Annotated in this window: 11 protein-coding genes; 7 read left to right on the top strand and 4 right to left on the bottom strand. The window is 43.8% G+C overall.

Annotated elements, in window-relative coordinates; genetic code table 11:
* Positions 1 to 51 precede the first annotated feature (51 nt).
* From P0M28_RS15520 to P0M28_RS15490, 7 genes are all read left to right on the top strand, one after another.
* Positions 52 to 549 (top strand): GNAT family N-acetyltransferase, encoded by a 498-nt coding sequence (locus tag P0M28_RS15520; protein WP_302203317.1) that lies wholly within the window; start codon positions 52 to 54, stop codon positions 547 to 549.
* 119 nt (positions 550 to 668) lie between these two features.
* Positions 669 to 1,868 carry a pyridoxal phosphate-dependent aminotransferase gene (locus P0M28_RS15515; protein ID WP_302203315.1) on the top strand — a complete coding sequence of 400 codons (1,200 nt, stop codon included), beginning with the start codon at positions 669 to 671 and terminating at the stop codon, positions 1,866 to 1,868.
* Positions 1,869 to 1,986: 118 nt separating this feature from the next.
* A complete protein-coding gene (locus P0M28_RS15510; RefSeq protein WP_302203313.1) occupies positions 1,987 to 4,152 on the top strand; it encodes an NADH-quinone oxidoreductase subunit 5 family protein in 2,166 nt (721 codons plus the stop codon).
* Complete coding sequence (locus P0M28_RS15505) at positions 4,152 to 5,276, top strand: AMP-binding protein (RefSeq protein WP_302203312.1); 1,125 nt, start codon at positions 4,152 to 4,154, stop codon at positions 5,274 to 5,276. Before P0M28_RS15510 ends, P0M28_RS15505 begins: the two co-directional genes overlap by 1 nt.
* A gap of 96 nt (positions 5,277 to 5,372) precedes the next feature.
* Positions 5,373 to 6,152 carry a hypothetical protein gene (locus tag P0M28_RS15500; protein ID WP_302203310.1) on the top strand — a complete coding sequence of 260 codons (780 nt, stop codon included), beginning with the start codon at positions 5,373 to 5,375 and terminating at the stop codon, positions 6,150 to 6,152.
* A gap of 518 nt (positions 6,153 to 6,670) precedes the next feature.
* Positions 6,671 to 7,417, top strand: a complete 747-nt coding sequence (locus P0M28_RS15495; RefSeq protein WP_302203309.1) for a hypothetical protein — start codon at positions 6,671 to 6,673, stop codon at positions 7,415 to 7,417.
* 44 nt (positions 7,418 to 7,461) lie between these two features.
* The gene (locus P0M28_RS15490; protein WP_302203308.1) at positions 7,462 to 8,259 is read left to right on the top strand and encodes a WecB/TagA/CpsF family glycosyltransferase; all 798 of its coding nucleotides are present in this window, start codon (positions 7,462 to 7,464) and stop codon (positions 8,257 to 8,259) included.
* Positions 8,260 to 8,545: 286 nt separating this feature from the next.
* Here P0M28_RS15490 and P0M28_RS15485 read toward each other — a convergent pair whose 3' ends face one another.
* From P0M28_RS15485 to P0M28_RS15470, 4 genes are all read right to left on the bottom strand, one after another.
* Complete coding sequence (locus P0M28_RS15485; RefSeq protein WP_302203306.1) at positions 8,546 to 9,181, bottom strand: class I SAM-dependent methyltransferase; 636 nt, start codon at positions 9,179 to 9,181, stop codon at positions 8,546 to 8,548.
* Between the two features lie 312 nt (positions 9,182 to 9,493).
* Positions 9,494 to 10,609: a glycosyltransferase family 4 protein gene (locus tag P0M28_RS15480; protein ID WP_302203305.1), complete on the bottom strand. Its 1,116-nt coding sequence runs from the start codon at positions 10,607 to 10,609 to the stop codon at positions 9,494 to 9,496.
* A 41-nt stretch (positions 10,610 to 10,650) separates the two neighbouring features.
* A complete protein-coding gene (locus P0M28_RS15475) occupies positions 10,651 to 11,850 on the bottom strand; it encodes a glycosyltransferase family 4 protein (protein WP_302203303.1) in 1,200 nt (399 codons plus the stop codon).
* A 14-nt stretch (positions 11,851 to 11,864) separates the two neighbouring features.
* Positions 11,865 to 13,037, bottom strand: a complete 1,173-nt coding sequence (locus P0M28_RS15470; protein ID WP_302203301.1) for a glycosyltransferase family 4 protein — start codon at positions 13,035 to 13,037, stop codon at positions 11,865 to 11,867.
* Positions 13,038 to 13,044 lie beyond the last annotated feature (7 nt).

Below are 13,044 nucleotides of genomic sequence, written 5' to 3'. Positions count from 1 at the left end.
TGAACTATCTCCTAAGTTACATCACTTTTATCGATAATAACGCCTTAATCTATGTCAGAATTAGACCCTGTGTACGAAATACGGTCGGCCCAGACCAAAGAAGATTTTCAGCAAGCAGCTCGGTTGTTTCGGGCCTATGCCGACTGGTTGCAGATAGATTTATGCTACCAAAATTTTGAGCAGGAGCTAGCCACTCTTCCGAAGATGTACGGTGAAAAACAGGGAAAACTGCTGTTAGCTTGGGTAGAAAATACCGTGGCTGGTTGCGTAGGAGTACGGCAATTCGGCGAATCGGTGGGGGAGATGAAGCGGCTCTATGTTCCGGCGAAGTTTCAGGGAAAGGGTATTGGCAAGGCCCTGGCAAGACAAATTATTCAGGAAGCGAAGAAACTAGGCTACACCGAAATGGTGCTGGATACACTAGAACAGATGAAGGCGGCCCGAAAGCTATATCACGCTTTGGGTTTTCAGGAAACATCAGCGTATTACGCTAACCCGCTACCGGAAGTAATATACTTAAAGTTAGACCTTTTTGATAATAAAATATAAGCGCAGATAGCCTAATTCAGAATTTTATTTTGTTATAAACTTGTTTTGCATACTAAAAGTGTCATATCTTTACGAGAGCATCCGATGATTATTCTAGTTAAATACTCGTAACTACTACTATGCAAACCGCAATGAATCGCCGAAGCTGGCTAAGGTCTAGTGCTCTTTTGGCCGGAGGGTTAGGAATAAGTAGCACCCTGCCCACCAATTTCGCTCAAGCATCTAATCAAGTTGCCGCGCGCTTGTACGCCCCCTACGATGACGAAGCCGCTTTATTAGCGAAGATGCCCAAACTGAAAGCGCGGATTTCATCCAACGAAAACCCGTTTGGGCCTAGCAAGAAAGCCAAAGAAGCACTGATGGGCGAGATTGATACTAGCTTTCGTTACGGGCGGGAGAGCAAGACTATGTTTGCTGAACTACTAGCTGAACACTTTGAGCTGACTGAGGTAGAAGAAACCCGTTGGGGGAAACGACCTACCCAGATCATGCTAGGAGCGGGTTCTACCGAATTGCTTTTGGCAGCTTCGCTGGCGTACGGGCAAAAAGGTGGAAAAATTTTATCGGCTGACCCGACTTATATGTCACTCATCCGCCGGGCGCAGTCACTAGGAGCCGAATGGGAGACAGTTCCGCTAACGAAAGATTACGTACACGATCTGGATCGATTGGCAAACTCAGTATCCGATGACCATAGTCTGGTGTATATCTGCAATCCGAATAATCCCACCGCCACAGTGTGCGACCCGGACGAGCTGCGGGCTTTTTGCAAGGAGGTATCTAAGAAAAAGCCAGTGTTCGTGGACGAAGCATACATTGATTATACTCCTGACCCCAAGAAATACTCTATGGCCGATTTGGTGGCCGAAGGATACAACGTAATCATCGCTCGTACTTTTTCTAAGCTGCACGCTTTTGCTGGCTTACGTATTGGCTACACGCTGGCGCAGCCGGAGGCCATTACAACAATGAGTCTTTATAGCAACAGTGCCGGAAATATTTCTAGTCCATCGGCAGCGGCTGCTATTGCTTCTTTTCAAGATACCGAGTACCACGCCTATGCCAAAGAGATGAATCAGAAATCAAGAGATTTCTTAGTGAAAACACTCGCCGACGCGGGTTACGAGCATATTCCGTCAACTACGAACTTTGTGTTGTTTCCGCTGCGAACCAACAGTGAGCAATTCCGGCAAGACATGCTGAAACGAGGTGTAAGCGTACGAGCCTGGAGCTTCGATAACCAAGAGTGGTGCCGGGTTAGCATTGGCACTATACAAGACATGGAATACTTTGCTGAAGCCTTTAACGAGCTAGCTTAAAGAATATATTTCTTCATATCAGTCTACCTACTGACTTAGAAACCCTAGAAGCATTTGCCTTTAGGGTTTTTTTTTTGGTTCTGTGCCCGTAGTTTTGGCGTTAGCAAACTAACCTCCTTTGGATTACACGGCTTTATATCAACCAATACCTCTAAGCAACGGGACTTTATTAGCCCTATTGGTACTGGCTATTCCTCTGCTCAATTTTATTTGGCTTATTTTTTTGTCAGGAAAAAAAGTTGAGTTACTCGGCTGGGTTGCTTCGGGATTTATGCTAGGATCAATGCTGGCAGCCGCTCTTATTTTTCGCTGGGTTTGGGGGGGGGAGCCACTGCATAGCCGTACCATTTGGTTTGAAATTCCGGTAGCAGCATTTTCCTATCCATTTACGGTAGGGATTCACATTGATCGGATAGCCGCTTTAATGCTAGTAGTCGTAACACTGATCTCCTGGCTCGTCCACGTCTTTTCTATTCGCTACATGGAGCACGACGAAAAGTACGCCCGCTACTTTGCTTTGCTCGGTTTATTTACTTTTTCTATGCTAGGCATTGTGGTGATGGATAATTTGCTTCTCATCTTTTTCTTCTGGGAGTTGGTGGGAGTGTCTTCTTACTCACTTATCGGTTTTTGGCACCGCCGCCCAGCGGCTATTCAAGCCAGCACCAAAGCCTTTCTAATGAATCGGGTGGGCGATGTTGGCTTTATTATAAGTTTGCTAGTGCTATGGTCACAGTTCGGAACGTTAGACTTACAGATTCTGGAGCAGCTTATGCAACAATCTGTTTTCACGGAAGAAGGGGTCTGGCTCAGTTATTTTCGGGTAAATAATTTGCTGATAGAGAATGCTGCCCCGGTCGGCTGGCTTACTGTAGCCGGGCTAGGTTTAATGCTGGGTGCTATCGGAAAATCAGCTCAATTTCCGTTGTTTACTTGGCTGCCCGATGCGATGGAAGGCCCAACCCCGGTTTCAGCCCTGCTGCACGCTGCTACTATGGTAGCGGCGGGAGTTTACCTGCTGTTGCGGGTATTTGTCTTACTGGATACGACCACGCTAACGACTATTGCCATTATCGGAAGTAGCACCGCCCTTATTGCCGCAATTTCGGCACTCATGCAGCATGATATTAAGAAAGTGCTAGCCTACTCTACGGTATCCCAATTGGGTTACATGATGCTAGGCGTAGGAACCGGAGCTTACCAAGCCGCATTTTTTCATTTAGTCGCTCACGCTAGCTTCAAAGCCGGGTTATTTTTGTCGGCGGGAGCCATTATCCACAGCATGAGTCACCTGAAAGAGCACATGCTGCAAGCAGATAATTTTAACGCTCAGGATATGCGTTGGATGGGTGGCCTTCGTACTCGGATACCGATTGTGTTTGTCGTATACATTGTAGCGTCGGCCGCTTTGATAGGCATTCCCTTCTTCTCAGGTTTTTTATCGAAAGATGCCATACTAAACGGAGCACTAAGTTGGGCCGCTTACCAAAGTTCGGGCGGGATTAGCTGGCACTGGATTATACCAACGCTCGCTTTTACTACCACATTATTGACCGCACTGTACATGGGTCGGCAGGTTTTATTAGTATTTTTCGGCAAACTGCGCGCCAAAGAGCCTTCCGTAGCGATAAAGTGGCAGCCTTCTTGGGTGATGCGGGTACCGCTTATTTTATTGGCGATTCTTTCACTAGGGCTCGTTTACTCGCTCAATCCATTTTCTGCTGACGAAAGTTGGCTACTTCAAAACTTAGTTACTAAGCTACCTGCCGTTCCGGGTGATACACTGGATTATTTTGAAATACGTACAATTTATCCTGATTGGCATCAGGTAACTACCTGGGTAGCATTAGGAGCTAGCTTGTTGGGCTTGGTAGTAGCGTATAGTTTGTACCGCCCCCAGCAAGCGCGACACCAATTGTATCATCAGCAGCCTAATTACAGAAGCCGGCTAACTGCTGTCTTCGCTCAAAGCTGGTACTTAGACCGACTTTATCAGTTATTATTTATCCGCTCAACCTTGTTAATGGGGCGAGCCGGACAGTGGATAGACCGCCGAATTATTGACGGGTTGTTACACAGCTTGGCTACGGCAGGGGTAATATTGGCTCACATTATCGCGTGGCTAGATCAGGTATTGATAGATGGGTTGGTGCGGGCTGGTGCATCAATAATTCAGGGGCTGGGAGCCTTAACCCGTTCGGTACAGACCGGGCGTATTCAGACTTATTTAGTAGCTAGTTTACTGCTATTTATTATGCTGATGTACTGGCTGACCCAATTCTGATGAGCGTTATCTATCTGGAAAATCAGTATCAAGTTACTGCTGAAACGCTCTCCCAAGTAGATCGGGATAGAGATATTCCCTACATCAATGAAGTTGATGCTAGCGTAGCTAATGCCCTAAAATTTGCTTGGCAGTGGCTACGGGGCAATTCGCAATTTGAGCAAACTACCTCCGGTTCTACCGGCTCACCTAAAGCAGTCCGTATTCATCGGGATCAAATGCTGGTCAGTGCTAAAATGACCGTTGAAGCACTAGAATTAAATCAGAATGATTCTTCTCTGTTATGCTTATCGGCAGAATACATTGGAGGGAAAATGATGGTGGTGCGGAGCTTACTAGCGAATATGAACCTGGTTATTGTCCGGCCTACTTCTAACCCGCTACCGCATACGCCTTTTTTGCCAACGTTCGCGGCTTTTGTCCCCCTACAAATGCAAACGCTGCTCGAGAAAAAAGCCTCCGATCAGCTCAACCGGATGAACGCAATTATTATCGGTGGAGCTCCGGTGAATATCTCGCTGGAAGAGCAGATTGCCGACAATCTAACGGTTCCGGTATACAGTACTTACGGCATGACCGAAACTGTTTCGCACATTGCCTTGCGTAGGCTCACGCCACCGAATGATCGCACTTATTTTGAGGTATTAGGAAATACCCAAATAATGACCGATGAGCGGGATTGCCTGAAAGTGAAGGGAAGAGTAACTCAAGATAAATGGCTCACCACCAATGATCTGGTTGAGATTAAAAATGATCGCCAGTTCCGCTGGCTAGGTCGCTACGACTCGATTATTAACAGTGGTGGGGTGAAAGTATCGCCGGAAGTAGCAGAAAAAGTATTGGAACCGATACTCCGCCAGAAAAATTTTTCAGGCAGGTTCTTAATCAGCTCATTACCTGACAAAAAATTAGGCGAGCGGGTAGTATTACTCTTAGAAGGGGGTGCTCTTTCAGACGATTTAGACGGAGCTGTCTTGAAGGGTGCAGCCGAACAACTTTCTCCCTATCAAGTGCCTAAAGCTATTTACTACCTGTCTCATTTCGCCGAAACCCCTACCGGAAAAGTACAGCGAAACGAAAGCCGAACGCTACTGATTCAACGGCTCACTGCATCCGATCCATAAGTAGAGGAATTTCCTCGAGGAATAGAATACAGCTTGACTATCTTCATCTAAGCAGACAGTAGGAAAAAAGGATCAGTTTGCGGTATCTTTGCTGGTATGTCTAACCTCTCTTCTATTCATCAGCTCGAGATTAGCTTCGAGACCCTTTCCATCCCTCCTCCTTACAGCCACGCCTATGCCTTTACTCTAACATTTGATGCTAACGAACTGTACCTACAGTACAATTTAGAGTACACCGGTCGAGATGAGCTAAGCAAGGAAGAAATTTGGGAAGAGGGCTTTAGCGATAATGATAATTTCAAGTGGGAAGGGCACCTACCTCCGGTATGGCGCAATACACTACTAGCTGCCTGGAAAGGTACTCATTTGGTTTCCGAAGAAAAGTATGCTGAACCGTTACAAAACGGATTATTTATAGCAGCCACACTAGTTGATGGACAGCAAACATCAGGAATACCGGATGAACTAGAGGACTGGGAGTACCTTCTTCAGGAGCTCACCCAGGCAGTGTACGAAGCTGCTCAGCGAGAATACCCACTGCGTATTCGCTACGTAGAGTGGTTCTCTCAGAAGGCGGAGCTACAGCTTGTTATTACTATTCATTTTCGGGAGCGTAGTCTGAAGATTATTCGTCAGCAAGAGCAGCAGCAGCGTGAGCGTAACCTACCTTGGGCAGAGGTTAAACCATTAATGAGTACGCTGTATCAGTTAGATTTTAACACTCCAGAAGCCCAGACTAAAATGCCTACCCGCCCGGGTAAGTACCTTGATCCGGGGGATGGTCTGTGGTATCAGTTGGGAAAAGATATAGCCAATCCGGGGAAGAAGGATTACCTCAGCCAGTGGGAAAATATTATACTCAGAGCGAAAAAATGACGATTTCATAACCTCATCTGATATATGATCTTTTTTATAGATATTTAAAAAATTAATCATGATTTATTCAATTTATTTTAATTTATCGTTTCATATTTTGAGTTTTAATCTTGTTTAGTATATTTGGGCATATTGTACCTGCACCTATATAGAAGTATTTAGCGTCGTTAATTAAGCAGAAAAGAATCAATTAGCCTTCTTTACCAGAAAGGAAAGGCATTTTTTAATCGTTTATAACCGTTTAAACCTGTCGCTAAAGTAAGTGGTTATACTGCAAATTTCTGGCTATCATAGAGTATAGTAGTTGAATTACATTTTTAACAAGTAAATCTAGATGACCAAAAAATAGTAGTAGTTTTTTTAGTTAACCTATACAGCCAATTAGGTTAGCATATCTTTCTCATTATTGACCTGAACTAACCTAGCCTATGCAATTTCCCTATTTCTTTTTACCTGCTTTTATTAGCAGTGTAGCCTTATTAGAGGTAAGTAAGAATAACTCGTAATTGTCTTTTACTATGAATGCTTTAAGACAAAGAACGCAATCTCTCTACTCCCGCACTCTGCTGTATTTACTTGCAGGATCGGATGTCGCTTTATGGCTACTGTGTTATGCCGTTGTAACGATATTTCACTTGGTAGAGCTGCCCAATGTGCTGTGGATAGTGTCCATTTTATTATGGATAGGGGTTAATCAGCTAACCCAAAGTTATAGACCAGTGTCGGTTAAAGGAGCACAACAGGTTCATCAGACCGCTCTGGTAGCTCTGTTACATAGTGTTGGGATAGTGGTATTATGCCTACTAGTCAATTGGCAAATTCACGTTCATTTGGTTCTCTATGTTAGCCTTGGTTTTTACATTCTGAGAACCATCACACTAGGGTTGCTTTATCGTGCCTATTGTCACTGGAAAGCCCAAGATAATCACGCTATCCGCTTTATCACAATAGGTCAGAGCTATACCTGCCGACGCATTGCCGATTATCTATCATTTAACAATGCTAGGTATTTAGGGCATATACCGTCAGAAGAGATAGATGACTCATTTGAGAGAATAAATCAGCTCTGTGTAGACCATCATGTGAATCATATTTATTGTACAACTCCTCTACCAAACCTTAAGGAGCTAAAACAGTTAGCCGACCAACACTTTGTGTATCTACACTGGACTCCCATACAAACGTTTGAAGGCGGAGAATACGAACTACGAGACAGTCATCTGGTATACACTCAACGGCGTAGTTCTACAATTCAGCTAACCTAAACAAAAAAAACGCAGAAACTATAACCTTAACTAAGGTAATAATAATGAAAGAAGTATTACAAGAAACTAACCCTTTAGAGAGAGTATCGGTACTCACTACCGAAGTATCTACCGGTACTTTTGCTAAGGTGCTCGATTATGTTATTGAGCTTACTGAGCGAAAGACCTCTTCGTACGTATGTTTCGCCAATGTTCATATGATTATTGAGGCGTTTAACGATAGTTATTTTCAAGAAGCTATCAACCAAGCCGATGTGGTAGCCACCGATGGTCTGCCTCTGGCCAAATATTTATGGTTGTTTGAAGATATTGACCAGCAACGGGTAGCCGGGCCTGATCTATTTCCAGTACTGTTAGCTCAAGCCGAAAGAATGGGTAAGTCAGTATTTTTTTACGGAAACACTACAGAAGTTTTGGGGCAATTACAGGCTAAAGCGTTGCAAGACTTCCCTCAGCTTACAATAGCTGGCTCATACTCCCCACCCTTTCGCCCGCTTACGGATGCTGAGGATGCTGCCGTGGTGGATATGATTAATGACGCCCAACCTGATTTCGTGTTTGTTTCTCTTGGTTGCCCGAAGCAGGAGCGGTGGATGCATAACCATCAGGGAAGGGTGCAGGCTTGTATGCTGGGAGTTGGTCAGGCATTTAATACTTACGCTGGTGTTGAAAACAGGGCACCACTATGGATGCAGAAAAATGGTCTGGAGTGGGCCTATCGGTTATACAGAAATCCCACCCGATTAGCCCAAAGGTATATCTACACCAATGGTATGTTTCTTTACTTAGTGATCCGACTGTATCTTCGAAAGATTAGAAATAAGGAGCTCTTACCAGTGTAGAGAACCGAAAGCGAAGTAGCTACTGAACTGAGTAGTAGAATAAAATTATACGGTAGAAATCACCCTTTTCTAAAATGGGACAATGTGGGTTCTAAGTGAATCTATGTGGTTGGTAGTCAATACTATCGGAAAATACTTCCGAAGTTTGAGCAACAAAGCACCTTTTGATAGCAGAGATCGAAACTTCGGAAGTCTCCCACAACCAGTATAGTAATCTTTTTCTGTAACCACATAAGATCATCTAGAACCCTTTATTTTAGTACTTATAGCTACGTTCTTTCAGTTTTTACTTGAACGATACTCCGATACCGCCGCCCGGGTACCAATGGTTAATGGGGTCTTCTCTGAAGAATAAGAATTTACGGCTAGTTTCGTTAGAGAACCTTAAGAGTTTATCGGTTACATGCGCGTTGTCGCCCAGTATAACTGCTTTATCCGATAACAACTTCTTAATTACCAGATACTCCTGATATTCATAGTCGGCAGAATGATCGCTATCATTAATAAATAGATCTATCTTCTCAGAAAACTGAGACAGGCTATTAATTGAATCACCGTAGAGAATTTTACCAACTTCTTGGTACTTGCCCGTTAATAAGTAACCAGCTTTTGGGTTAATATCGGTCCCGTAGTATTGGCCACCGTATCCCTCCTCCTGATTCTTTAGTAGGGCAGCGCATATTACTACAGACCCAAGTCCTTTGTCTACCCCAGTCTCTACCACCACTTTGGGTTTAAGCACTCTCACAAAAGCGTACCAGCCAAGGCGTTTACCCAACCGCACCTCCAAATCGGCAAATTTTTTGAACGAAGAGTTTTTGGTAGTTTCAATAATTGAACTTCTTAGAGCAGTATCTCCTTTAGCTTCGTCGATATAGCGCATTATCAGCTGATGATCTGCTCGGGTAACAACCGCAATCATATGCGCTAAATAATTGATGCTCTTATCACTTATATGATACGTATAATTTGTGTCTTCTTTAGATTTTATGCCCCACGATAAGATTTGGAGATATTTGCCATTGTAATACGTTGAGGCCTGGGCAAGCCTACGCAAAAAATTTAAAAGCCAGAATCTCTTTAATGCGCTTAAATTCATTGTACTAGAAAATGATTAGGGTTTGCTAATAGTTTTAGTAGTACACCTTAACAATAAGCCTTACATGAACTTAACAAGCAGGAATAAGCGATCGGTAGTAAATAATTATAAAGTAGTAGCCGTGAATATGATGATTTAATCTTTCTGCACGGCAGTTTTTAGTATTCTTGTTATATTTTTTTCAAATGAATCTAACGTGTATAGGCGCTCATACCGTTCCCTGCCCGCTACCCCCAATGTTGAACGTAGCTTCGGAGCGTTAATCAGGGCTTCTAACTTTTCCTCAAGAGCTGCTGCATCTTGTTGAGTCACTATAAATCCGGTTTCGTTTTCCACAACAATGTCAGCAATGCCTCCTTCGGAGGTAGAAACAATGGGTAACGCATACTTCATTGCTTCTAAGAGTACAAGGGGAAAACACTCGTTATGATAATATGTTGGAAGGGCAAAGATATTAGCAGATCTCAGAAAATATTCTTTTTCTTCACCATATTTTTTGCCGTGAGCAAAAACGCATGTGTCTAGGCCATAGAGGGCAATTTTGCGCTGAAAATCTGACTCAGATATATCGAACCAGTCACCCACAAAATGACACTCGAAAATAGCACCTTTCTCTTTAAGCAATTTACAGGCCTCTAACAATACGTATGCCCCCTTCTCAACCGTCATATTAGATAAGAAGAGAATTTTACCAGTATCGCTCTCCTGCCTTTCCTTTGAGAGGTCGCTGTCTTGCGGAGTAGCCGGTATACCATTAGGGCAATAAAACACCCGATCGGCTGGCACGTACTTGGCAATATCTTGGTACAAATGGGGAGATAATAGAATAACCTTAGCACTATTAAACGCTAGCTGATAGCAGAAATCATTAAATTTATTTTTGCTATTTGGTTGCACACCCTTGTTGTGCATATGATAAATCACACTTTTTCTGAAAAGCTTTAGTACTAACACTATCGCCAAGTCCTTATAAAAGCCTAATCCTTTGGCAGTAAAACTCAGGTAGCACAAATCATACGATTTGGCAAATAATGCTTTGATTACTTTCCACTGAATTTTGAAAAAAGTCCCAATCTTGGCGAGTCCCCCTTTATTAATCTGCCTTAAATCACTGGCAGTAGCTAAGTTGATATAATCTGCCTCGAAGCTGGTATTGATTGCTGAGCTTTCTTTAATGAATTGACCCACAACAGCTGCTCCTACCACCGGAGGGGGATAATGCAGGATAAATAATATTTTCGGTTTCAACATTCTAAAAGTTCAGAGCGGTTATGCCAATAATTAAAAAGTAGCTATATGAGTGATTCTTGCAGTTCTTTAATGTTGACAACAACTTCCTTTTTTGCAAGTGTACTGTATAGTTCCAGCCATCGTTCTTGGAAAACTTCCTGACTGTACCGATGAGCCGTCTTTTCGGCATTCGCCCCCAAGGTTGCTATCACCGTCTTATCCGCGCCAATTTTCCTCAGCTTGGCAGCAATGGCCGTTGTTGTACGCTCCACAAACCACCCATTCTCATTGTCAACTACGTATTCGTTTACCCCACTAATATCAGTAACCAGCAACGGTAGCTTGGCAGCGGCAGCTTGTATACATACCAAAGAGAAAGCTTCGTAAACAGAAGGCAACGAAAACATATCGGCAGCCCAAAAATAGGGACGAATATCTTTTTGAAAGCCAGCAAATACCACCTGACCGCTCACGCCTAGTTGGCTGGCTTTCTTTTGAAAGAGTGCAATCTCGGGGCCTCGCCCCCCAATCACCAGTATTTTGTAGCGAGGCGCGTCCCGCTTTAGCAAAGACAGGGCTTCCAGCAACAGTCCCAATCCTTTACGCTCAAAGTCGCCCAAAGCAGCAAAGGCAATCACGGTATCTGCTTCGGTGAACCCCAGTGCGTTTCGCTGGTTGTGCCCCACCTCGGCATCACGACTAAATCGCTTGGTGTCAACCGGGTTGGGGATAGTTACTAGTTTCTTAGCTGTGCTAGGATAATATTCTTTAATTTCATTTTTTAAGTCCCGCGAAGGCACTACAATAAGTTTAGCACTTGAGAATGCTTTTTTCTCTTTTCGGGCAATGAAGCTGTGATTTAGTTTGCGTAAAAGCTTTCTAACCCCCTTGACATCTACTTTATGCCAGTGCTTTTCAAGGTAGGCAGCGTGGCAGAACTGGGTATGACAGATGTCGCACGTGGCGTATTGACCACTAGTTGCTTGTATAACCACATTTTTGCTACCTGTCCTTGCCATTTTTTTTAGCAGAAAAGACATTTTCATTTTAACTAGGTAATAGAACATAAAGTACCTCAAAAAATTTGGCTGGCTGAGTATACTCACTTTATGAAAAGTTACACTACTTTTGTCTTCAAGTGCTAAGTGGCTCGATAGCACGGTTAGTTGATGCGTGTTTGATAGACCTTTAATCTCTTGTAAGATACAACTTCCGACCGGGCTGTTTTTATTAAGGAAAAGGTCGATGATGATAATATTCATTGTTACTACTACGTCTACTTGGCTATGGTTTTTCTCGCTGTGAAGTTATGGTATAGATTGCGCCATCGTTCTTGGAAGACTTCCTGACTGTACCGATGAGCCGTCTTTTCGGCATTCGCCCCCATTTCTTCCAGCATTGTTTTATTCGCATCAATGTCCTGTAGCTTAGCAGCAATGGCTGTTGCCGAACGCTCAATAAACCACCCATTCTCGCTATCAACTACGTACTCATCCGATCCGCTAAAGCTAGTGACCAATAACGGCAATCGGGCCGCCGCAGCTTGCATACACACCAAAGAAAATGTTTCGTAGATAGAGGGCAACGAAAACATATCGGCGGCCCACAGGTAGGGACGAATATCTTTTTGAAAGCCAGCAAATACCACCTGACCGCTCACGCCTAGTTGGCTGGCTTTCTTTTGAAAGAGTGCAATCTCGGGGCCTCGCCCCCCAATCACCAGTATTTTGTAGCGAGGCGCGTCCCGCTTTAGCAAAGACAAGGCTTCCAGCAATAGTCCCAACCCTTTACGCTCAAAGTCGCCCAGAGCAGCAAAGGCAATCACGGTATCTGCTTCGGTGAACCCCAGTGCGTTTCGCTGGTTGTGCCCCACCTCGGCATCACGACTGAACCGCTTCGTATCAACCGGATTGGAAATCACAACTATCTTTTCAGTGGTACCGGAATAATACTCTTGAAGCTCTCTCTTCAATCCTTGCGAAGGTACTACGATAACTTTAGCATTTTGGTAGGCCTTTTTTTCCTTCCGAGCGTTAAAACTATGGTTTAGTTTGCGTAAAAGCTTTCTAACCCCCTTGACATCTACTTTATGCCAGTGCTCTTCAAGGTAGGCAGCGTGGCAGAACTGGGTATAACAGATGTCGCACTCGGTATATTGCCCACCAGACGCCTGAACAACTATTCTCTCACTAGCTGACTGCCTCACCCTTTTGAGTAAGAAAAACATCTTTGTTCTAACTAGGTAATAAAACATAAAGTACCTCAAAAAATTTGGCTGGCTGGGCATCCTTACCTTATGAAAGGCCAAGTGGTTTTGATCCTTGGCCTCCAAATGGCTTGACAATATCGTCAGTTGATGCGTTTTGGATAGACCTTTAATCTCTTGTAAGATACAACTTCCAACCGGGCTGTTTTTATTAAGGAAAAGGTCGATGATGATAATGTTCATTGTTACT

The sequence above is a fragment of the Tunicatimonas pelagia genome (assembly GCF_030506325.1).
GTDB classification, from domain to species: domain Bacteria; phylum Bacteroidota; class Bacteroidia; order Cytophagales; family Cyclobacteriaceae; genus Tunicatimonas; species Tunicatimonas pelagia.
The sequence above is the reverse complement of the archived record's forward strand: the minus strand, read 5'-3'. Positions and strand labels throughout refer to the sequence as shown.